This is a genomic window from Deferribacter desulfuricans SSM1, from assembly GCF_000010985.1.
GTDB lineage: Bacteria > Chrysiogenota > Deferribacteres > Deferribacterales > Deferribacteraceae > Deferribacter > Deferribacter desulfuricans.
This window is the reverse complement of the sequence record NC_013939.1, coordinates 1409760-1431950: the sequence shown is the minus strand read 5'-3', so window position 1 is coordinate 1431950 and position 22191 is coordinate 1409760. Positions and strand designations below refer to the sequence as shown.

Below are 22191 nucleotides of genomic sequence, written 5' to 3'. Positions count from 1 at the left end.
AAAAGAGGGAGTGGGTTATGAAAAGGATTGGTTTTAGTTTTCTTATTGTATCAATTGTTGTTTTTCTTGTTTCTTGTGGTACCCCAAAGGTTGATCCTATGGCTTTATCGATAGTGCCTGCTGACACAGAGCAGGTTCAGGTTCCTCAAGTTTGCAGAGCTCAGTATGAAACAAGGCAGCTAAGAGTAGCGGTAGTAGATTTTCAGAATAATACTACTTTTGGAAAAATGACAGGTTCAAATACAGCTATTAGAGGTCAAGGTACTAGGACTCATGTAGAGGGGGGTGTTGCTGGAGCTGTTGTTGCACCTGGTGCTGTTGGGGTTGGTTATGTTGGAGCTAGCAAAACAAAAGTTAAATATTCAAAAGATATAAATACATTTATGAGACAGATATCACCTAATATAGGAGCGTATGCACAAAGTGCTGTTGAAGATATTGTTGTAAATATGGGTGGTGTAGAGGTTTTTACAAGAGCTAATATTCAACAGGTCATGCAAGAACAAGGTTTTCAGATGAATGTCGCAGATCCCAATACATTAGTTCAATTAGGTAAAATTGCTGGTGTTAGTTATATTATCACTGGTTCTGTTGATAATATTAAAGCAGAGTATGTACCACCTTCTAAAAAGAAGAAATCAGATAATGCGTTAGCAAATCTTGCTTTATCTATTTTAGAAGCTACTACAGAGGGATGGAATGTAAATGTAGAAATGACTGTAAAAATCATAGATGTTGCCACAGGTAGAATTATTGCATCTAAAAAGGTAAAAGGTAGAGAACTTGCAGGAAAACAACCAAATTTTAATCCAGAGTTGATAATTACTGCAGCTAAAAAAGCTATGGGTGAGGCTGCTTTGGATATAAAACCTGAATTGTCACAATTGTTTGCCGTAAAAGGTTATATAATTCAATTGAGAGGAAATAAGCAGGTGGCTCTGGTTAATCTTGGTAGGGCAAACGGTATTAAACCGGGGCAAAAATTGGTAGCTTATGATTTTATGGAAATTAGAGATCCTTTCAAAGGTACTCATACTTGTAGCAAAGCAAAAATACCTGTGGAATTAATAGTTTCTGATCAGGTTGATGAAAATCAGTGTTGGGTAAAAATAGAGGGGGATGAGCAACATAAAAAAAGGCTTAAAATTGGCACTTTGGTTCAAAGGGCTAAGTTGGCTGGCCAAGGATTAATGGATAAATTATTTTAGGAGGTAATAAAATGAGAAGAAAATTATTATTGGTTTTAAGTGTAGTTGTTGCATTTATGTTTGTTAGTTGTTCTAAACCTAAAACTGTTTGTAATTCACCAACAGACAATCCAGAGCATAACTATTTTACTGGGATGGAATTGGTTGAAAAAGGTGATATCAACAATGCAAATATGAAATTTGAGCGTTCAATTCAATGTGATCCGAAATATTCTCCTGGTTATGCAGGAAAATCTTTAACTTTGGCAATGATAGCTAATAGTAAGACAGATATGGGTGAAAAACAGGTTTGGGTAGATAGAAGCCTTGAAAGTTTAAAGAAAGCGAAAAAATATGCAAAAAATAAAGATCAAAAATATATTTATTATGTTACAGGAATTAGAACTTACACCGAACTGCGTGTTGAGGATTGGTTAGATAAAGCAAAAGATTTTTATGATGATGCTAAAAGTATAGAAAAAGATGTTAATTTTAACAAGTTACCTTATTATCAAGGGCCTGAGGCTCTAGAATATTTTATGGGTGTCGCTTATCTCAAGGGTGAAGAGTTTCAAAAAGCAAGGGATTCTTTTGCAAATGTTTTGAATATGTCAAGACAAAGTAAATGGCATGCTCCTGCAAATGAAATGTGGAAGAAAACTGACAAAATTGTTAGAGCTATGGCTGGAATTACTGTAGGTGATGTAGGTAAAAAGATTGCTGTAAAAGATGAGGTTTCAAGAGCAGATTTTGCTGCACTTTTAGTGGATGAACTTAGAATCGAAAAGATTATGGAAGGGCGTATACCTGTAAAATCACAAATTGCAAAAATGAAACCAGAGTTTATCCCTGCTGATATTTTAAACCATCCATTTAGGCCAGAGATTGAAACAATACTTAAATGGAATATAAGAGGGCTTTCTCCAATATATGATGAAACTACAAAAGCTTATTTGTTTTTCCCAAATAGACCTTTAAAGCGTAAAGAGTTTGCACTTATTTTAGAAGATGTATTGGTTAAATTAACTGGTGATGAATCATTACCAAGAAAGTATTTTGGGCAGGAAAATTCACCTTATCCAGATGTTAGCCCTACAGCACCATGGTTTAATGCTGTAATGAATGTGGTTACAAGAGGCTTGATGGAAACAGAATTGTCGGGTGAATTTAGACCAGATGATAATGTTGATGGTGCTGAAGCTCTGTTGGCAATTAGAGTATTGAGACAGACTTTAAATGTTTATTAAGGAGGCGGTTATGAAATTAAATAAATTTGTGTTTGCTATATTATTGTTTATATTTATGCTGTTTAGTTTGTCTGTTTTTGCACAGACATATAATCAACCATATAATCAACCGTATAATCCATCGTATCAGCAACCAGCTCCATATAATCAACAGGCTCCTAATTATAATCAACCTTATAATCAGCAAATGATGCAACAGCCTGGACAATATGGCGGCCAGATGATGCAACAACCTATGCAGCAACCTTATGGAGGTGGTCAATATAACCCTCAAATGATGCAGCAACAGCCTCAGATGATGGGTGGAATGCCACCATTGCCACAACCAATAACAAATCCTCAAGCTGCATTTGCAACTGGATATATTAGAGTTATAGGTGAATCAGAGGCTGGACAGAGAAGATATGCAGCATTAAGAGCTGCAAAGGTTGTGGCTCAGAGAGATTTATTAGAGGTTATTCAGGGTGTTACTGTTGCAGGCGATACAACTGTTCAAAATGGTTTGTTAGTAAATGATGTTATAAGGTCAACTGTTCAAGGCTTTTTACAAGGAGCTAGAGAGTGTGGAAGATATTATGATATGAGCCAGGGTGTTGGCTATGTTTGTTTAGAGGTGGGCACAAAATCTTTTGTTACTACAATGTTTCAGGATCCAAATGCTAGACAAGCTATCTTTAATGCAGTTCCACCTGCTCCAGTATTTCAACCTCAGATTGTACCTCCAGCTCCACAGGTTTATGATGGATTAATTGTTGATACTACTGGCACAAACTTTAGACCAGCATTAATAAATAGAATTTTGAATGAAAAAGGTGAAATAATATATGACCCTACCAAGATAGCAGAAGATATTTTAGCACAAAGAGGGTGTGGTGATTACACCAACGAAATTGGTAAGGCAAAAGCCATACTTTCAGAAAGGGGGGTTAGAAATCCTCTGGTTGTAAAGGCTGTTGGTGTAGTGAAGTTTACTGATGTAAAAGTATCTGGTGATGATGCCACTGCTATTTTTTCATCTAATCAGAAAACGAATTTCTTAGAAGGTGCTAAAGTAGTATTTGTATTAAAGTAGGGTTTTTGCCCTACTTTCTGTTAATTAAAGCTATTAGTTGAGGGTAAGTTATGAAGAAAATTATTGTTTTTTTGTTTTTATTATTTCCTATTTTTTTGTTTGCAATGGGTGAGCAGGGTATTTTTGTTCAGTCTTATGGAGAAGCAGAAATAGTAAATAACGATATTCAAACAGCAAGATTGCAGGCTATAGCAAGAGCAAAGTGGTCTGCTTTGGAGCAAGCTGCGGGTGTAAAGGTTAAAGCTCAAAGTGTTGTACAGAATGCTGTTTTGGTTGATGAAGCGATAAAATCTGAAACTCAAGGGGTTATAAAAGGGTTTCAAATTCTTAAAGAAGGGCAAAATCAAGGTGTTTATTGGGTTCAAATTTCGGCTTTTATAGTGCCAAATAAAGCAAAAGAAGCTTTGGGAGCTATTTCAAGAAATACAGCAATTTCAGTAATTTTACCACTTGTAATGCCTGATGGAAGAGTAGAAGAATCTAACCCTTTAAGTGAAAAATTGATTAATGAATTATCAGTTCAAGGTTATGAAGTGATAGATATTGCATCAGGTAGCACTTTTTCTGTTAGTCAATTGGACACAGCTTTAAGAACAAATAATTTTCTTATGATAAGAAACTTGGCATATCAATATTTATCAAATGTTATGCTTGTGGGTAAAATTACTACAACTTTAACTGCTCGTGAAGGTAAAAATGTGGGCTATGGTGTTAGTTTACCTTACAATATTGTAACAGGTAGATTAGTTTATAGATTGATTACAAATAGGAATGGCCAACGGGTGATCTTAGCTAGTGGCTATATTTCTGGTAGAGGTATGGGGCCTACTGTTGAAGATGCTACATATAAAATGATAGAAGATATGAGTGGAAAAGTTTCAAATGAGTTGATTAGTACAATAGTTAATAAAATTAAAGGTTCTGCTAAAAAAATTCGTGTTGTTTTGACAAATGTTAATGATATGCAGCAGATGATGCAGTTTAAAAACTTTATTCAGTATGTAAGTTGGGTATTATCAGTTAATGAACAAGGGATGAACACTTTGATAGTTGAGTATCCAGAAAAGGCGTTATACTTGGCAGCTTCAATTAATAGCAGACCGAATTATAAGGTAGTAAAATTTAGTGAGTATGAGATAAATGTTCAGATTTTGCAGTAAGTTAGTAGTTTTAATTTTTATACTCGTTTCATTTGTTTATGCAGAAAATAATAATCCAAATGTATCTGATATCCTTTTTGCAAGGCAATCCATTGCCGAGGGGAAATACTATGTTGAAGTGGGCAAATATCTTGATGCATTAGAGTTCTTTGAGACTGCTCTTGAGACAACGAATAACAGGTATATAGTTTCTGATGCTTTACTTCAAAAGGCAACACTTTTTGCTCATTACATGGATAAACCTGAAGAAGCTGCAAAAATATATGAAGAAATTTTTAGAAAATTTCCTGATTTACCACAAGGTGAAACAGCCTTATACAAATTAGCACTGCTTTACAATGACTTTGGAGATGAAAAAAAAGCTTTAGAATATTTTAAGCTTTATTTACAATATTACCCCTTTGGACGCTTTCGTTATACAGCATCATTTTTCGTGGAAAGATATACAAAGAAACCATTAGTATCCCCTAAGAAAAAGTTTGAATTGCCACCTGTAAATATTAAAGGTGCTCCAGATATTAGGGTAAGATTATTCAAAGGGAAATCAACTAAAATAAAAGGTAATCTATCAATTAAGGATAGTTCAGGTAGGTTAATTTTAAATATCAATGGGGTTGTTAGTGTTTTTTTAAGTGGAAAAATGGTGATTTTGAACGGGAGACAGTTTTATTCGCCGGTTTATATTTATCCTAACAGTTCATATTTATATCTTTTAAAGAAGGATGGATATAGAGGATATCGAGGTTACTTTAAGATTTTTGTATCTAAGGGTAAATTATATGTTATCAACATATTAAATATTGAAGATTACTTGAAAAGTGTTGTTACAAGTGAGTCTCCAAGCAGCTGGCCTTTAGAGACTTTAAAGGCTCAAACAGTAGCTGCAAGGACTTATGCACTTTATCAAAAATTGCATAGAGAAGACTGGAGTTATGATGTTGTAGATAATGAAGGTGATCAAGCCTATAACGGTATCAAAAATGAAACAAAAAAAGGTGTTCGGGCAGTATTGGAGACTGCTGGGTTGGTGTTGACATACCGTAATAGGCCTATTTTGTCATTTTTTACTGCAAGTACAGGTTGGTATATTGATGATCCTAAATATATCTTTGGCACAGGTTATCCATACATGCGTGCTAAGCCTGACCCATATAGTGCTAAGGAGAAGATGGGTAGATGGACTAAAAAAATTACTTTAAACGAAATTGGGAATTATTTGAGAAGGAAAGGTGTAAATATTGGGACAATATATTCAATATCACCCTACAAAACTACACCTGCTGGTAGAGTTGTAAAGGTTAAAATTAACCACTCAGGCGGGACAAAGGTACTTAGGACTTACACTACTGTAAGAAGAGCTGCAAAGTTGTATGATATATTATTTAGTATTCAACAAACTGGTAATTCTATAATTTTTAAAGGTGGTGGTTTTGGTCATGGCGTTGGTTATTCCCAGTGGGGTGGAAAAGCATTGGGAGAGGCAGGAAAAAGATTTGACGAAATACTAAATTTTTATTATGAAGGTTCAGTTATAAAAAAAATGTGGTGAGGGGATAAATGAAAAAAGGGGTTACAAGTCTTGGAAGGTTTCTTATTGAAGAGCAGAGGAGATTTCCTGAAGCAACTGGTGATTTTACATTAATTTTAGAACAAATTGCTTTTGCAGCAAAGATTATAAGCCGTGAGGTGAATAAAGCAGGTTTAATTAATATTTTGGGAAAAGCATATTCTGTCAATGTCCATGGTGAAGAGCAGCAAAAACTTGATGTTTATGCAAATCAGAAGATGATCGAGGCTCTTGATCATATTGGAAAAGTATGTGCCATGGCAAGTGAGGAAGAGGATGATGTAATACATGTTCCTGATAGATATCCTAAAGGTAAATATGTTGTGGTGTTTGATCCGTTGGATGGGTCAAGTAATATTGATGTAAATATTAGTATTGGTACAATTTTTGGTATTTATAAGAGAGTAAGTGAAGGTGAAAATGGGTGTGAAAAAGATTTTCTACAGAAAGGTAGAAAATTGGTTGGTGCAGGTTATGTAATTTATGGCTCAAGCACAATGTTTGTTTATTCAACAGGGAACGGTGTTAGTGGTTTTACTTTAGATCCATCTGTTGGTGAATTTTTATTATCTCATCCAAATATCAAGATCCCAGAAAAAGGGAAAATTTATTCTATAAATGAAGCAAATTATCATAGATGGGATGAGAAAATAAGAAAATATGTTGAATATATTAAAAATTTAGAAGAGAGACAGTACACTTCAAGATATATTGGCTCACTTGTAGCAGATTTTCATAGAAATTTGCTCAAAGGTGGTGTTTTCCTATATCCTGGGGATTCCAAGAATCCAAAAGGGAAATTGAGATTGCTATATGAAGCCAATCCTCTTGCTTACATTGTTGAGCAAGCTGGTGGGCTTGCAACTGATGGAGAGCAGATGATTTTGGATATTCAACCAGAGAGTTTGCATCAAAAGACACCGTTAATTATTGGCTCTAAGTGGGAAGTGGAAACTTATCTAAAATTTATGAGGGGTGAGGCCTAAAAGTGGGCCTCATGCTTCTTGGAGCTCATGAATCAATTGCTGGTGGTGTTTACAACAGCCTAAAATTTGCTGAAAGTGATGATTGTGAATGTTTACAGATTTTTACAAAAAACGCAAATAGGTGGGTTGCTAAGCCTTATTCAGACAAGGATATAAATAAGTTTAAAGTTTATGCAGAAAGTTTAGGTTTTAATAGAATTTGTGCCCATAGTGCCTATTTGATAAATCTTTGTTCTCCCAAAAAAGAGACTGAGGAAAAGTCAGTTAAATGTTTTATTGATGAGTTGTCAAGATGTGATCAATTGAATGTTCCTTTTTATGTTATGCATCCTGGTTCTCATCTGGGAATAGGTGAAGAAGCTGGACTAAAAAAAATTGTTGAAAATATTGATTTTGTTTATTCTGAACATAATTTTAGTGTTATGTTGTTGCTTGAGATGACTGCAGGTCAGGGGACAAATTTAGGTTATAAATGGGAACATATAGATTATATAATTCAAAATTCCATGTATCCTGATAAACTTGGTGTGTGTCTTGATTCTGCCCACATGTATGCGGCAGGATATGATTTAAAAAATAAATATGATGAAGTAATTGATACTTTTTTTACTAATTTTAAAGATAAAATAAAAGTCTTTCATCTAAATGATACAAATAAAGAGTGTGGGTCAAAAGTAGATAGACACGCTTATATTGGTAGGGGTTTGTTAGGGTTAGAGTTTTTTGAGAAACTTGTAAATGATGAAAGGTTAGATGGTGTTTTGGGGATTTTGGAAACCCCTTTTGATGAGGATAAAAGTTATAAAAACCAGCTTGATATCTTAAAGTCTCTAAGGAGGCAAAAATGAAAAAGGCATTATTAATAATCGATATGTTAAACGATTTTGTTTTAGAAGGTGCTCCTTTGCAGGTACCTAATGCTAAGAGTATAATCCCAAATATTAAAAGGGAAATAGATAAAGCAAGAAAAGAGGGGTATCCAGTTATTTATGTTTGTGATGCTCATGATGAAGATGATGAAGAGTTTAAAATCTGGCCACATCACTGCGTAAAAGGTACAAAGGGTGCTGAGGTTGTTGAAGAGTTAAAACCGGTAGGAGGGGATATAGTTGTTGAAAAAACAAGGTATTCGGGCTTTTATAATACAAATTTAGATGAAATATTGAGAGATTTAGGTGTTGAACAGTTAATCGTTACAGGGCTTGTGACAAATATTTGTGTAATGTACACTGTTGCTGATGCTGTTAGTAGAGGGTATAAAGTGGTTGTTCCAAAGGATTGTATTATAGGTCTTGATGATGATGGTCATAAATTTGGCTTGATGCAGTTGGAAAATGTTCACAATGCGGAGATTATATAATGGATTTATCACCAGAAGCGATTATTTTAAAAGAGTTAGTTAAACCAAAGGAAATTAAAGAAACTCATATATCTTATGCAATGATAACTGATGATTATGTGTATAAACTTAAAAAGCCAGTAGATTTTGGTTTTCTCGATTATAGATTGTCAAAAAGTAGAAGAAATTTTTGTATCTTAGAAAAAGAATTAAATTCAAGATTTTCTAAAGATGTTTATCTCGATGTATTGAAAATAGCAAGATTTGGAAAAGAGATGAAACTTGTACCACATACAAATACTATGTTTGCAATTGATTATGTGCTAAAAATGAGGAAAATTAAAGATGAAGATTTTTTTAGTAATAGAATAAAAAATGGATTGGTGGATGAAAAGTTAGCTTATAAAGTTGGTAAAAATATTGCTGAGCTGTTTAAAAAAATAGAAACTCCAGTTGAAAAGGCTTCAGAATTTGGAAGTTTTGATGTGATAAAGTATAATTGTGAAGAAAATTTCATTCAGACAGAAAAGTATGTGGGCAGTTTATTAGATGAAAAAATTTATAATTATATCAAAAAGAAAACACACAATTTCCTTGAAAAGAATAAATCACTTTTTGAAAATAGACTGAAAGGTGGATTTATCAAAGATGGTCATGGTGATTTGAGATTGGAGCATGTCTATTTTGATAATGACGAGATAGGGCTTATCGATTGTATAGAATTTAACAAAAGGTTTAGATATAACGATGTGGTATCTGAAATAGCTTTTTTAGCTATGGAAATGGATATTAATGGATATATTGACCTATCAGACTCTTTGATAGCAGGTTTTTTCTCAGTATTTGATGATGAAAGCAGTAGGAAATTGCTTAATTTTTACAAATGTTATAGAGCCTTTGTGAGAGCAAAAGTTACTTGCTTTTTGCTTGAGGAGAAAGGGGAAACTTGGGAAAATTATGAAAATGTTAAAAATTCGCTGGATAGGCATGTAGATGCAGCTTTTAGCTATGCTTTAAATATGGATGATAATGTAAATTTAGTATTTTATGGGATAATGGGTTCTGGCAAATCAAAAAATGGTAAGGCCTTTAGTGATAAATATTTTTATTCATATTTCAATACAGATATTGAAAGAAAAAGAATGGCAGGATTAAATCCAGAAACAAAAGTATTAGAAGATTTTGGAAAAGGGATTTATTCTAAAGAGGTTAGCCTGAAGGTATATGAAAATTTAGCTGAAAATGTGAGATTGAAAAATAGTGTTTGTAGGTCAGCTATCATTGATGGTAGTTTTTCTAAAAAAGAATATTTTGATAAACTGGATGAAAAAAATATAAATTATAAAAAGATATTGTTTACTGCTCCTGATGAGATAATTGTTGAGAGACTAAAAAAGCGAGAAAGTAAAAAATCTGTTAGTGATGGTAGAATAGAGCTGCTTCAAGCTCAAAAGAGCTCTTTTGAAACTAAAGAGCTGGCAGATTTAACAATTGAAACCACTAAAACTGTTGAGAGTAATTTAGCAAAAATAGCTGATTTTTTGATTAGAGAAAGTTAATGCGCCATAATTTTACAATAAAGCAGGTAAATTCACCTTTTGAAGATACAGCATTTTTCGTGCGAAATATTTACAAAAGGCAGGCTTTTTTACTTGATTGTGGCAGGCTTGGTGATATAGAAAATACTGAGATATTAAGTATTTCTGATATCTTTGTTAGTCACACACATATAGATCATTTTTATGGATTTGATAGAATATTAAGAGGGATGTTGCGCTCAGATAAAAAGGTGAGAGTTTTTGGCCCAACTGGGATTATTAAAAATGTTAAAGGTAAGCTTGATGCTTATACCTGGAATTTGATAAAAAACTACACTTTTAAAATTGAAGTTTTCGAGCTTGGCTTAGATGGAAAAATAAATTGTGCTATGTTTGATGCTGCAAATGGCTTTGTCCCAGAATGTTTTAATTTGGTTGTTGATAGGATAGAGTTAGAAGATGGTTTTGTTTTAGAATATGAATTCTTTGATCATGGCATCTCTTCTGTTGGGTATAGGATAAAAGAAGAAAAACATGTAAATATAAAGAAAGATGTGTTTGATAAATTTGGATATATTCCTGGGCCTTGGCTGACAGTATTAAAGTCTAAACTTAGAAATTGTGTTGATTTGAAGGAAGAGATTGATGTTGAAACTACTGATGGGATAAAAAAGGTGTCTTTGAAAGAGCTCGAACAAAATTTGGTAATTTACAAAGAACCTCAGGATATCACTTTTATCACAGATATTGCTCCTACTTATGAAAATTTTAAAAAAGCTGTCAATTTTGCTAAAAATTCATTTGTTTTATTGATTGAAGCTATGTTTTTAAAAGATGATGTTTTGGATGCAATTTATAAAAAACATTTAACAGTTGAGCTAGCCAAAAAAATTTTTCAAGTTAGTGGTGCTAAGTTTGTAAAATTTTTTCATTTTGCCCCCAAATATGAGAGAGATAAAAACAAGTTCTTCTTAAACTTGTATTCTGAGCTTAATAACAAGATTTTAAAGACATTATAATAATTTTAAATTTATTGACTAATATGTTTAACTTTCCTAATATTTTTATATGAAAGTCAATTTATCGTTAAAATGGAAACTGATAATTTTTTATTTTTTCTTAGGCATGTTACCGTTGATTTTAATTTCTTATTATTCTTCATATATTGCCTCTAAATCTATAAATGAAATAACAGAGAAACAGATAAATGAGTTAATTACAGGTATTTCTAATCAAATAGTATCAACTTATGACAAGATGAAAGGTGATATTTTTCAAATGGCTGATAACCCTATGATACAACTTTCTTTCTTGCAGTTTAAATATGGGCAAAGGATGAATTTGGTGAGAGATAAATTAGCGTTATATAGAAGTAATAATAAATTTTATGAAAGAATTACTCTTTTTACTGGTGATGGAGAGCCTGTTTTAACTGTTCCATCAATTTATAAAAATTTGTACAAGCATGTAGACAAGCTTTTTTTACGTGAGATTTTTAATTATGATTTTTATTTGAAAGAAGATTTAGAAGGTGAAAAGTTCTTAGTAATGATTAAAAGAGTTTATGATTTTGAAGATAACACGTTACCTGTAGGGTTGTTAGTTTTTGAAATTCCTGCCAAAAAAGTTTTAGAATATTTTATTAATTTAGATTTAGGTTATAGTGTGCTGAAGGTTGTTGAGAATACAGATAAAAAAATAATTTACAAAACACCTATTACAAATGATATGGCAAATTCAAAATTTAAGATATATCAAGGTGAAGTTTCTTTTTTAAATTGGGTAATAAAATTGGGAATCCCAGAACATGTTCTGTTTAAAGATGTCTATAAACTTAGAAATAAAAGTTTACTATTTTCGTTTATTGTTAGCTTTATTGCTTTTATTGTTGCGCTTTATTTTGTACAGAGGTTTTTAAAACCTATCAAAGAGATTATTTATGGTACAGAAAAATTTTCTCATGGTGATTTTGATTACGAAATAAAATTAAAAAGTGGTAAAGAGTTAAAAGTTTTGGCTGAAGCAATTAATAAAATGTCCAAAAGGCTTCAAAAAAGGCAAAACGAATTGATTCAGGCTAATAAACTGGCTTCTTTAGGACTTTTAGCAGCAGGGATTGCTCATGAAGTGAAAAATCCATTGGCTGGAATTAGAGCTACAGTACAATTGATGCATAAAAAATCCAGAGACGAAAATCTGAAAAATATGGCTGAAAACGTTATAAATGAAATAGATAGATTAAACAAGATCGTTAATGATTTACTTCAATTTTCAAAGCCGGATGAAATACATAAAGAACGTTGTTACTTGGGTGATGTTATAGAGAAGTCGATTAATCTTGTGAGAAAAAAAATAGAGGAGAAAAAGATTTCAGTTTTAAAAAGTGTTGAAGATAGTTATGTTATAGTGGATTGTGATCATTTGTTACATATTATAATAAATATTTTATTAAATTCCATATCTGCTGTGGAAGAGGGTAAAGGGGAAATCAAAATTTTGGGGAGAGTCAGTGGATCGAAATATGTTTTAGAAATTATTGATAATGGTGTTGGAATCCCTGAGGATAAAATTGAGCATGTTTTCGATCCATTTTTTAGTTTAAAGGAGGATGGGACGGGGCTTGGATTATCTATTGTTTATACTTTGATGCAGAAAAATGGTATAAAATATGATATTAAGAGTAAAAGAGGAGAAGGTACAGTTTTAAAATTAATATTTGAGGATTTTGTAAATGAAAAGCATAGCGATAGTTGATGATGAAAAATTATTAGTGACTACATTAAAAAATCTCTTTGAAGATGAAGGTTATATTGTGCATACTTTTGAAAAAGGTAAAGAATTCTTGAGCAAAGTTGATATTTTAAATTTTGATATATTATTGCTTGATTTAAAGTTGCCAGATTGTTTTGGTATCGATCTTTTGAAGTTTATCAAGTCACAAAATAAGGAAATTATAACCATTGTTATCACTGCACATGGAGATGTTTCTTCGGCAATAAATGCTATTAAATTAGGAGCATACGATTTTGTTACAAAACCTTTTGATTTAGATGAGATGCTGTTGTTGGTAAAAAGAGCAATCGATGAGCAAAAGTTAAAAAGTGAAGTAACTCTTTTACGTGAAAGGATTTATGGACATCCGGATGATGTAAGAATTTTAGGTGAAAGTGAACAGATTTTAAAATTACTAAATGAGATAGAAGAAGTAGCAAAAACTGATTCAAGCGTTTTAATTTTTGGCGAAAGTGGTACAGGAAAGGAATTAGTTGCACAATACATTCACAAGAAAAGTAAACGAAAAAAAGAATCATTTATTGATATTAACTGTGCCACTATTGCAGAAAATTTACTTGAGGTAGAACTTTTCGGTTATGAAAAGGGTGCTTTTACTGATGCAAAAATGAAAAAGATTGGCCTTATAGAGCTATGCGATGGTGGGACACTTTTTTTAGATGAAATTGGGGAAATGCCATTATCTTTACAGCCAAAACTTTTGCGATTTTTAGAAAATAAGAAATTTAGAAGGGTTGGGGGAAATAGTGATATACAAGTTGATGTTAGAATTGTAGCTGCAACTAATAGAAATTTGAATCAGCTTGTAAAGGAAGGTGCTTTTAGAGAAGATTTATATTTTAGATTAAATGTGTTTCCTATTTATGTTCCTCCATTGCGTGAGAGAGGGAATGATATTATTTTACTTGCTGAGCATTTTTTGAATTATTATTCAAAAAAGTTTGGGAAAAAAGTATATAATTTTACTAACGCTGTAAAACAATCTTTTCTTGAATACCATTGGCCAGGGAATGTAAGAGAGTTAAAAAATTTAATAGAAAGACTTGTTATATTATCAAAAAAAGATGTTATAGATATTGATGATTTACCTCCAGATATTTTTTCAGGAAAACCGGAAAAGAGAATAAAAGAAAAAATAAAATCTGATAATTTCTTAGATCTTGATACAAAGGTATTATTGTTTGAAAGGGAGCTTATTCTTGATGCGTTAATAAAAGCAAAAGGGAACAAGAGTGAAGCAGCTAAATTATTAGGCGTTAGCAGATATGCTTTATTAAGGAAAATAAAAAAGTATGAAGAACTTGGTTTATAAAGTATTTTTATTGTTTTTTCTATTTTGTAGTTTTTTATGGGCAGAGAAAATTGCTCTTATTAACTGGAATAGAGATGGTTTATTTGAAAATGGTTTTAGGGATGAGATCTTGGACAATTTTGAAAATATACGATTTTATTCTTTTAGTTGTAATAAAGATGAGTTTTTATTGAGTGAATATATAAATTTTATAAAAAAATTAGATGTGGACTTAATTTATGCAGTAGGTTTTCCCGTTGTGAAAATAGTTTCAGAAAACTTTTTTTATACACCGATTGTTTTTGTGATGTATCATGATCCTGTGGAAGCTGGTATTGTTGCCTCATTTAAAAGTAGCGAAAATAATTTAACAGGTGTTGTAGCAAAAATCCCTATTTTACAACAATTGAAAACAATGAAAAAAATAACTAGTTTCAGGAAAGTTGGGATTATTGAAAACAAAGAAGATTTTGAATATAGACTAACATTAAAAGAATTAAAAAGATTAGAAAAGTTTTTTAATTATAAGACAGTCATAGTGAAAGATAAAAAAAATATAGAGTCTTTTTTTAAGGCTGAAGGTTTAGATGTACTTTACATTTTCAAATCTCAAAGAATCAGTAAGTCTTTGATTAATTTAGCCAATAGATTTGGAATATTGACACTTGCCGCAGATTCAGATGTTGTTAAAAATAAGGGAGCTCTGATTTCACTTGTGGTTGATGAATATAGGGTTGGACGTTTAGCAGGTAAAAAAGCAGTCATGATACTTAATGGTCAAAATATATCAAGAATACCAATAACTACAATTGAGCACTTTATGTTGGTTATTAACATGATCACAGCTAAGAAAATAAAAATTGATATCCCCTTATCTTTGTTGGTTATGACTGATAAAATTATTAAATAATTATAAAAATATATGTTCGTTTTTAGCACACTGTTAATAATATGAACATCTGTATTTATAAAAAACCCTTTATTTTCTTATTTTTGAATTGGTATAAAAATTGCTTGTTTTTTAGCGAATAAATTAAGGAGGTAATTTATGTATAAGAAGTTTTTAAGTGTGTTTTTAGCAGTGATGTTTTTAATGACGGTTGGTATTTCTGAATCAAAAGCAAGCGACAAAAACTTGATTATCGCTACTGCAACAACAGGTGGTACTTACTATCCTGTGGGCGTTGCTATTGGTACTCTAATCAGTATTAAGTTGGCGAAAAAGTACAAGATTACTGCTACTGCTATTAATTCAGCTGGTTCTGGCGAAAACATTCAGATGTTGAAAAACAAGGAAGCTGATCTTGCTATTTTACAAGCTCTTTTTGGTGCTATGGCTTATAATGGTAAAGGCTTGTATAAAGGTAAGCCAATGAAGGATTTTAGATCTGTTACAATGCTATGGTTAAATGTTGAGCATTTTTCATTACTTAAAAAATATGCAAAAACTGGAAACATCATGGATTTGAAAGGGTTGGGTAAAAAGTTTTCCATAGGTAAAAGAGGTAGTGGTACAGAAGGTTCTGGTAGAGTTATTTTAGGTGCTTTAGGTATAGAAATAGGTAAAGATATTATCCCTGAGTTTTTAGGTTATAATGCATCAGCTCAGGCTATGATGGATGGAAGAATCGTTGGTATGAATACTCCAGCTGGCCCTCCTGTATCAGCTGTTACACAGTTGTTTGCTCAGCTTGGTGCTAAAAAAGTTGTACTTTTAGAGTTTACCGATGAGCAGTTAGAAAAAATTAGAAAAGTTTATCCAATTTGGAACAGATATATCATCAAGAAAGGTACATATCCTGGTTTAAATAAAGATATTCATACTATCGCTCAACCAAACTTTTTGGCTGTAAGGCCTGATTTACCTGAAGAAACAGTATATCTTATAACTAAAACAATTTATGAAAACTTACCTTTCTTACATAATATTCACAAAGCTACAAAAGCTATGAGCCTCGATAAAGCTATTGATGGATTGCCAGTGCCATTGCATCCTGGTGCTGCAAAATTCTATAAAGAAAAAGGTATTAAAATACCTGCAAACTTGCTTCCATAAAAATATCTTATATCAGGTGGCCTAAATAGTTGGCCACCTTTTCTTTACGTTTTGGAGGATTAAATGAGTCAAGTGGAAAATAAAAAAACACAAGAGGATCTCAGCGGTGAAGTTATAACCGTCCAAAGAGAATTATCTAATACTTTAGAAAAAGTAGTTTATTTCGTTGGTATTATTACATCCTTATTTCATTTGTGGGTAAACACTGTTGGAATTATGCCTGAGATACAAAGAAACGCTTTGCATTACAGCTTTTTATTATTTTTGGGGTATTTGTTATACCCTATGTCAAAAAAACATCCTGAAAAAACTTTAAAAATAGATATTATCTTAGCGGTTTTATCTTTTTTGGTTGGAGTTTATCTCGTTTTATTTGAAAATGCTTTGCACGCAAGAAACGAAGTGCCTATTTTACCTGACTTGATAGCAGCAGCTATTGCAATTGTTTTGTTGATTGAAATAACAAGAAGGACATCTGGTTTAGTAATACCTATTTTAGCAGCATTTTTTCTCGGCTATGCTCTTTATTTTGGAAAATATTTTAGTGGCTTATGGAATTTCCCTGGTGTGAATATTCAAAGACTTTTATATAGAATGTATTTTGCTCCTGATGGTATCTTTGGTACCATTGCTACAATATCATCAACATTTGTTTTTCTGTTTGTTCTATTTGGTGCATTTTTGATTAAATCAGGTGCTGGTGATTTTATTATTAAGCTGGCAGTAGCTATAATGGGTAGGAGTATAGGTGGGCCAGCGAAAATGGCTGTTTTTGCAAGTGGTTTGATGGGAAGTGTATCAGGTAGTGCTGTTGCAAATACTGTTGGAACGGGTTCTATTACAATTCCTATGATGAAAAAGACAGGTTTTTCTCCAAAATTTGCAGCTGCGGTAGAGGCTGCTGCATCTACTGGTGGACAGTTGATGCCACCAATTATGGGTGCTGGCGCATTTATTATGAGCCAGTGGACGCAGATTCCATATTTAAAAATTGTAGCTGTTTCTTTTATCCCTGCAATTATGTATTTTTTAACAGTTGCTTTTTTTGTCCATCTAAGAGCTAAAAAAATCGGTTTGAAACCTCTACCAAAGGAAGAAATTCCAAAGATTTCTGAGGTTTTAAAAGAAGGGTGGCAATTTTTTATACCAATTATCGTTTTAATGGGATTTTTAATGTATGGATATACTCCTACATATTCTGCCTGTGCTGGGATTGCTGCAATTGTGGTATCAAGCTGGTTTAACAAAAAAACAAGAATGGGGATAAAAGATATTTTGGATGGATTGGCTCTTGGAGCCAAAAACATGGTGACAACAGGTATTATTCTTCTTTGTTCTGGTATTGTTATTGGAATTGTATTGCTTGTTGGTATGGGGATTAAATTTTCTATGTTAATTCAATCGCTATCTGGTGGTAGCGTTTTACTGACTATTATATTTATCGCACTTGCTTCGTTAATTCTTGGGATGGGACTTCCTGTTACCGCTTCATATATTGTGTTGGCTGTTCTTGCTGCTCCTGCACTAACAATGCTTGGGGTAAGTTTATTGGCTGCTCACATGGTAATTTTTTGGTATTCTCAGGATGCAAATGTTACTCCTCCTGTTTGTCTTGCAGCATATTCTGCTGCTGGAATTGCGGGTAGCAAGCCTCTGGAAACCGGTTTTGAAGCCTGGAAGCTTGCTAAAGGGCTTTATATTATCCCATTGCTATTTGTGTATACTCCGCTCTTATTCGAAGGGCCTATTATCAATGTAATCGAAACAGTAATTAGTGCTACATTGGGATTATATGCGTTTGTGGTATTTTTTGAGGGGTATCAATTACGCCAATTGAATATTATTGAAAGGATAATATTTGGTGTTGTTGCTTATTTATTATTATTCCCTCATAGATTCTTGACAATAATTGGTTTTGCAGGTTTTATTGCTTTAATACTTTTACAAAAATTTACTATTAAAAGAGCTGAAAATGCAGGATAAAATGAATATCGGATGTGTTCAGATAAAAATAGAGGAAGATGTTCAAAAAAACATAGAAAAGGTTAATGAACTGACTTCTGATTATTCAAATTATATCTTTTTATTACCTGAGTTGTTTACAACTGGTTTTAATTATGAGCATATTGAAAAGCAGTCAGAAAATCATTTTGAAGTGCTACAAGGTTTAAGTGAAAAAAATATTTATATGGGTTCGATTTTGCGCTTTAAAGATGGTAAAAGGTATAATTCTTTTTTTGTAAAATATAAAAAAGAGGTTTACTTCGTATATGACAAAGTAAACCTCTTCCCTTTGATGGATGAGGATAAATATTTTTCCCCTGGTAATGGCTATTATACATTTGATATAAATGGTGTCACGGCAGGATGTGCGATATGTTTTGATTTGAGGTATTGTGAGGTATTTTATCACTTGAGAAATGGCGGAGCAAAGATTGTTTTTTTGCCTGCAGAGTGGCCTGCAAAGAGGGTTGAGCATTTTAGAGCATTATCCATTGCAAGGGCTATTGAAAATCAATTATATTTTGTTTGCTGTAATGTAATTGGCAATACATGGAGCGATGTATTTGGTGGAAACTCTATGATAATAGACCCCTGGGGTAAAGTGTTAGCTGATGCTAAAAACTTTGTTGATAAAGTTATAGTTTCTGAAGTTGATCTTAAATTAGTTGAAGAAGTGAGAAATAAATTGCCTATGAGGAGAGATTATGAGCGGTAAGAAAGTGTTGGCATGCGGCCTTGATGGAGAGCAAAAAGATTTATTGATGGATTTATGTTCACAAAAAGGATTTGACTATATTTTTGCATATAGAAATCAGGATGATTTGCTGATTAAAGATATTTTAAATGGTGCTGGTAATTTTGAGAAAGGGGATATTCATAGCGAAGTTTTGATAATGTTTGCAGGTGCTGAGCAAAATGAGATAATAGATTTTATAGAAAGTTATAAAAAGGTTGATTTGCCAAAGCCACTTTTTTGTATGGTGACAGAGCATAACTTAAATTGGAGCTTAAAGGAGTTGTTAGACCATCTTGTTAAAGAGAGGGAAGAAGTAAAAAGATATATGCAAAATAGAAATAATAATAAGTAAAATAAAAATTTATTATTATTGGTTATAGAATTTTTTGAAATTTTATAATTTTTGAGATTGCTTCACTTCGTTCGCAATGACGAAAATTAGTTTGTCATTAAGAGGAGTTTTAGCGACGAAGCAATCTGGTAATTTGAGCTACTGTTATGCAGCAGCTTCTAGTAATGACATCGAGATAAACTTTTTAGAATATATAAGCTTTTTCTAATCTATATCAAAAAGTCGAGGGTGTTGCACAATAATAATTGCTTAAACACCTCAGATTGCTTCGCTAACGCTTGCAAAGACAGCAATTTTGGGTCATTGCGAGGCAGTGTAAACTGCCGAAGCAATCTCAAAACTATAATGATATCAGAAAATTGTTCCATTGTGCAACAGCCTCAAGTCTTTGGTATTGATTTTTTTTATATTGTAGGTTAAACATTATTTAACTAAGAAAAGATGGAGGTATTATGAAACGGGTATATTTAAAAACTAATGAGATGCCAAAACAGTGGTATAATATATTGGCTGATTTGCCTACACCAATGGATCCACCTCTAAGCCCTTTTACCAAAAAAACTGTAACTTTTGATGAAATGAAAGCTATTTTCCCTGAAAGTTTGATTGAACAGGAGATGAGCGATAAAAGGTGGATAGATATCCCTGAAGAGGTTTTAGAAATTTTATCGTTATGGAGACCTACACCATTAATAAGAGCAGAAAGGTTAGAAGAGTATTTGGGGACACCAGCAAAAATTTATTTTAAATACGAAGGTGTTTCACCTGCAGGAAGCCATAAACCTAACACAGCTGTGGCTCAGGCTTATTACAATAAAAAAGAGGGAGTTCAAAGGCTTACTACAGAAACTGGAGCAGGGCAGTGGGGTAGCGCTTTAGCCTTTGCAACCAAAATGTTTAATATGGAATGTAGAGTTTATATGGTGAAAGTAAGCTTCTATCAAAAACCTTATAGAAAATCTTTTATGAGAATGTTTGGAGCTGAAGTAATTCCAAGCCCTTCTGAATTTACAAATAGTGGTAGAGCAATTTTGGAAAAAAATCCTGACTCTAATGGTAGTTTGGGTATTGCAATTAGTGAGGCAGTAGAGGAAGCTGCAGGTAGAAACGATACAAATTATGCTTTGGGTAGTGTTTTAAATCATGTTTTGTTGCATCAGACTGTGATTGGTTTAGAAGCGAAAAAGCAGTTTGAAATCGTAGGTGATTATCCTGATATGATATTTGCATCCTGTGGTGGTGGGTCAAATTTTGGTGGAATAGCTTTTCCATTTTTGGCAGATAAATTTAGTGGTAAAAATGTGGATGCTGTGGCTGTGGAGCCAGCAAGCTGTCCAACATTGACAAAAGGTAAATATGCCTATGATTATGGTGATGTGGCAAAATTGACACCTATCATGCCTATGTTTACTTTGGGTCATGATTTTGAACCGCCTGCAATTCATGCTGGTGGGTTGAGATATCATGGAGATTCTCCGATTGTAAGTAAGCTTTATAAAGATGGCTTGATTTCTGCTACTGCAGTAAAACAGCTTGAAGTTTTTCAATATGGGACACTTTTTGCCCAATTAGAAGGGATAGTTCCCGCTCCTGAATCAGCTCATGCGATCGCAGCGACTATAAAGGAAGCTATAAAGTGTAAAGAGACTGGGGAAGAAAAAACGTTGCTATTTTGCCTCAGCGGACATGGATTTTTCGATATGGCATCTTATGATGCTTATTTTGATGGTAAACTTGAAGATTACGAATACCCTGAAGATTTGATAGAAGAATCTTTGAAGAATTTACCGGAAGTATAATTTCTAATATTTGTGGGTGCTTTTTGCACCCCCTTTTTTATTGTAATAATGTTAAGTAAATTAAATAGCTGAAAAAGGAAAGTATTGTAGATAGAATAATTGTACTTGCGCTTAAGTTTTCATTTCCTCCCATTTCTTTTGCTAATACAAAATTTACTGTTGCAGCAGGTGCAGCTAATAAAATTATCATAATTTTTGCATGCAAACTTATAGGTGTATTTATCAAAAATAAAATTATGAATCCTATTACTGGTAAAATAATTAGCTTAAAAAATGTATTTATGAGCGATAAGTTGAAAGAGTTTCCTAATTTTTGTAGATTGATTGTTGCACCGATAGAAAGCAGAGCTAATGGGAGAGTTGCAGAGCTGTTTATTGATAAAAATCTGTCAATGGCAATGGGTATATCGATCTTTAATACTGAAAAAAGGATGCCAAATATACAACCTATTGCCAAAGGGTTGAAAATTATTTGATAAAATACTTCTTTTTTTGATGATGATTTTTCGGATGAGAATGAAAGGACAATAACTGAAAGTAAATTTACAACAGGCACTATAAATGCCATGTAAATACTTGCGATAACCAGCCCCTTATCACCAAAACTAAAATAGCTCACAGGTAAGCCCACATAAGCATAATTTCCTCTAAAGCTGTTCATCAAAAATGTGCCAATATCTTTTTTTTCAGTTTTTAATAATTTGAGAATGGGGGTTACTAAAATAATCAAAATAATAAAAGAAAAATACATGATTATAATATATTTGATGTCAAAGGTCTTATTAAAATCGGATTTTGCTATTTTGTAAAAGAGTAAAAGTGGAAGAAGGATATAAAAAATTAGCTTATTAGTTTTTGAGATAAAAATTTCATCGATTAGTTTTACTTTTTTTAATAAATTTCCAAAAAGAATTGTTAAAAAGATTGGTAGTATGTTATTTAACATATTGTTATTTTAGTTTGTATTGATAAATATTCAATAATATTTATAATCTTCCTAGATTTCTTTGCTAACGCTAGCAAAGACAATGAGACAGTATTCTCGAGGAAGTTTAAACTGACGA

19 protein-coding genes are annotated in these 22191 nt (G+C 32.5%); 18 read left to right on the top strand and 1 reads right to left on the bottom strand.

Annotated elements, in window-relative coordinates; genetic code table 11:
- Window positions 1-17 precede the first annotated feature (17 nt).
- The 18 genes from DEFDS_RS07115 (at window position 18) to DEFDS_RS07030 (ending at window position 21127) form a co-directional block, all read left to right on the top strand.
- Window positions 18-1208 (top strand): CsgG/HfaB family protein, encoded by a 1191-nt coding sequence (locus DEFDS_RS07115; RefSeq protein ID WP_013008120.1) that lies wholly within the window; start codon window positions 18-20, stop codon window positions 1206-1208.
- Between the two features lie 11 nt (window positions 1209-1219).
- Entirely contained in the window at window positions 1220-2434 is a 1215-nt protein-coding gene (locus DEFDS_RS07110; RefSeq protein WP_013008119.1) for an S-layer homology domain-containing protein, read from the top strand.
- Window positions 2435-2444: 10 nt separating this feature from the next.
- Window positions 2445-3506 carry a hypothetical protein gene (locus DEFDS_RS12675; protein WP_013008118.1) on the top strand — a complete coding sequence of 354 codons (1062 nt, stop codon included), beginning with the start codon at window positions 2445-2447 and terminating at the stop codon, window positions 3504-3506.
- 50 nt (window positions 3507-3556) lie between these two features.
- Window positions 3557-4666 (top strand): flagellar assembly protein T N-terminal domain-containing protein, encoded by a 1110-nt coding sequence (locus DEFDS_RS07100; RefSeq protein WP_013008117.1) that lies wholly within the window; start codon window positions 3557-3559, stop codon window positions 4664-4666.
- Complete coding sequence (locus DEFDS_RS07095; protein WP_013008116.1) at window positions 4647-6215, top strand: SpoIID/LytB domain-containing protein; 1569 nt, start codon at window positions 4647-4649, stop codon at window positions 6213-6215. The genes DEFDS_RS07100 and DEFDS_RS07095 overlap by 20 nt, the downstream gene beginning before the upstream one ends.
- A gap of 8 nt (window positions 6216-6223) precedes the next feature.
- A complete protein-coding gene (fbp, locus tag DEFDS_RS07090; protein ID WP_013008115.1) occupies window positions 6224-7219 on the top strand; it encodes a class 1 fructose-bisphosphatase in 996 nt (331 codons plus the stop codon).
- Window positions 7220-7230: 11 nt separating this feature from the next.
- Entirely contained in the window at window positions 7231-8067 is an 837-nt protein-coding gene (locus DEFDS_RS07085; protein ID WP_041223927.1) for a deoxyribonuclease IV, read from the top strand.
- Complete coding sequence (locus DEFDS_RS07080; RefSeq protein WP_013008113.1) at window positions 8064-8579, top strand: cysteine hydrolase family protein; 516 nt, start codon at window positions 8064-8066, stop codon at window positions 8577-8579. Before DEFDS_RS07085 ends, DEFDS_RS07080 begins: the two co-directional genes overlap by 4 nt.
- A complete protein-coding gene (locus DEFDS_RS07075) occupies window positions 8579-10117 on the top strand; it encodes an AAA family ATPase (protein ID WP_013008112.1) in 1539 nt (512 codons plus the stop codon). Before DEFDS_RS07080 ends, DEFDS_RS07075 begins: the two co-directional genes overlap by 1 nt.
- Window positions 10117-11115 (top strand): ribonuclease Z, encoded by a 999-nt coding sequence (locus DEFDS_RS07070; RefSeq protein WP_013008111.1) that lies wholly within the window; start codon window positions 10117-10119, stop codon window positions 11113-11115. Before DEFDS_RS07075 ends, DEFDS_RS07070 begins: the two co-directional genes overlap by 1 nt.
- A gap of 49 nt (window positions 11116-11164) precedes the next feature.
- On the top strand, window positions 11165-12850 hold the full coding sequence (locus DEFDS_RS07065) for a sensor histidine kinase (RefSeq protein ID WP_084742535.1): 1686 nt from the start codon (window positions 11165-11167) through the stop codon (window positions 12848-12850).
- Window positions 12828-14201, top strand: coding sequence for a sigma-54-dependent transcriptional regulator (locus DEFDS_RS07060; RefSeq protein ID WP_013008109.1), 1374 nt, complete (start codon window positions 12828-12830; stop codon window positions 14199-14201). The genes DEFDS_RS07065 and DEFDS_RS07060 overlap by 23 nt, the downstream gene beginning before the upstream one ends.
- Window positions 14182-15090, top strand: coding sequence for an ABC transporter substrate binding protein (locus DEFDS_RS07055; RefSeq protein ID WP_013008108.1), 909 nt, complete (start codon window positions 14182-14184; stop codon window positions 15088-15090). Before DEFDS_RS07060 ends, DEFDS_RS07055 begins: the two co-directional genes overlap by 20 nt.
- A gap of 138 nt (window positions 15091-15228) precedes the next feature.
- Window positions 15229-16236, top strand: a complete 1008-nt coding sequence (locus DEFDS_RS07050) for a TAXI family TRAP transporter solute-binding subunit (protein ID WP_013008107.1) — start codon at window positions 15229-15231, stop codon at window positions 16234-16236.
- Window positions 16237-16299: 63 nt separating this feature from the next.
- Window positions 16300-18219, top strand: coding sequence for a TRAP transporter permease (locus DEFDS_RS07045; RefSeq protein ID WP_013008106.1), 1920 nt, complete (start codon window positions 16300-16302; stop codon window positions 18217-18219).
- Window positions 18209-18955 (top strand): nitrilase-related carbon-nitrogen hydrolase, encoded by a 747-nt coding sequence (locus DEFDS_RS07040; RefSeq protein WP_153801481.1) that lies wholly within the window; start codon window positions 18209-18211, stop codon window positions 18953-18955. Before DEFDS_RS07045 ends, DEFDS_RS07040 begins: the two co-directional genes overlap by 11 nt.
- Window positions 18945-19328, top strand: a complete 384-nt coding sequence (locus tag DEFDS_RS07035) for a DUF3783 domain-containing protein (RefSeq protein ID WP_013008104.1) — start codon at window positions 18945-18947, stop codon at window positions 19326-19328. The genes DEFDS_RS07040 and DEFDS_RS07035 overlap by 11 nt, the downstream gene beginning before the upstream one ends.
- Before the next feature lie 452 nt (window positions 19329-19780).
- Entirely contained in the window at window positions 19781-21127 is a 1347-nt protein-coding gene (locus DEFDS_RS07030) for a TrpB-like pyridoxal phosphate-dependent enzyme (RefSeq protein WP_013008103.1), read from the top strand.
- 37 nt (window positions 21128-21164) lie between these two features.
- Here the strand turns inward: DEFDS_RS07030 and DEFDS_RS07025 are convergent, their stop codons facing one another.
- Complete coding sequence (locus DEFDS_RS07025; RefSeq protein ID WP_013008102.1) at window positions 21165-22073, bottom strand: AEC family transporter; 909 nt, start codon at window positions 22071-22073, stop codon at window positions 21165-21167.
- Window positions 22074-22191: the final 118 nt, after the last annotated feature.

Bases quoted from the DNA above. Each gene is read 5' to 3' on its own strand.
- DEFDS_RS07115 (WP_013008120.1), top strand. From the start codon at position 18: ATGAAAAGGATTGGTTTTAGTTTTCTTATTGTATCAATTGTTGTTTTT.
- DEFDS_RS07110 (WP_013008119.1), top strand. From the start codon at position 1,220: ATGAGAAGAAAATTATTATTGGTTTTAAGTGTAGTTGTTGCATTTATG.
- DEFDS_RS07025 (WP_013008102.1), bottom strand. From the start codon at position 22,073: ATGTTAAATAACATACTACCAATCTTTTTAACAATTCTTTTTGGAAAT.
- DEFDS_RS07080 (WP_013008113.1), top strand. From the start codon at position 8,064: ATGAAAAAGGCATTATTAATAATCGATATGTTAAACGATTTTGTTTTA.
- DEFDS_RS07065 (WP_084742535.1), top strand. From the start codon at position 11,165: ATGAAAGTCAATTTATCGTTAAAATGGAAACTGATAATTTTTTATTTT.
- DEFDS_RS07100 (WP_013008117.1), top strand. From the start codon at position 3,557: ATGAAGAAAATTATTGTTTTTTTGTTTTTATTATTTCCTATTTTTTTG.
- DEFDS_RS07060 (WP_013008109.1), top strand. From the start codon at position 12,828: ATGAAAAGCATAGCGATAGTTGATGATGAAAAATTATTAGTGACTACA.
- DEFDS_RS07055 (WP_013008108.1), top strand. From the start codon at position 14,182: ATGAAGAACTTGGTTTATAAAGTATTTTTATTGTTTTTTCTATTTTGT.
- DEFDS_RS07085 (WP_041223927.1), top strand. From the start codon at position 7,231: ATGCTTCTTGGAGCTCATGAATCAATTGCTGGTGGTGTTTACAACAGC.
- DEFDS_RS07040 (WP_153801481.1), top strand. From the start codon at position 18,209: ATGCAGGATAAAATGAATATCGGATGTGTTCAGATAAAAATAGAGGAA.
- DEFDS_RS07050 (WP_013008107.1), top strand. From the start codon at position 15,229: ATGTATAAGAAGTTTTTAAGTGTGTTTTTAGCAGTGATGTTTTTAATG.
- DEFDS_RS07070 (WP_013008111.1), top strand. From the start codon at position 10,117: ATGCGCCATAATTTTACAATAAAGCAGGTAAATTCACCTTTTGAAGAT.
- DEFDS_RS07035 (WP_013008104.1), top strand. From the start codon at position 18,945: ATGAGCGGTAAGAAAGTGTTGGCATGCGGCCTTGATGGAGAGCAAAAA.
- DEFDS_RS07045 (WP_013008106.1), top strand. From the start codon at position 16,300: ATGAGTCAAGTGGAAAATAAAAAAACACAAGAGGATCTCAGCGGTGAA.
- DEFDS_RS07095 (WP_013008116.1), top strand. From the start codon at position 4,647: ATGTTCAGATTTTGCAGTAAGTTAGTAGTTTTAATTTTTATACTCGTT.
- DEFDS_RS12675 (WP_013008118.1), top strand. From the start codon at position 2,445: ATGAAATTAAATAAATTTGTGTTTGCTATATTATTGTTTATATTTATG.
- fbp (WP_013008115.1), top strand. From the start codon at position 6,224: ATGAAAAAAGGGGTTACAAGTCTTGGAAGGTTTCTTATTGAAGAGCAG.
- DEFDS_RS07075 (WP_013008112.1), top strand. From the start codon at position 8,579: ATGGATTTATCACCAGAAGCGATTATTTTAAAAGAGTTAGTTAAACCA.
- DEFDS_RS07030 (WP_013008103.1), top strand. From the start codon at position 19,781: ATGAAACGGGTATATTTAAAAACTAATGAGATGCCAAAACAGTGGTAT.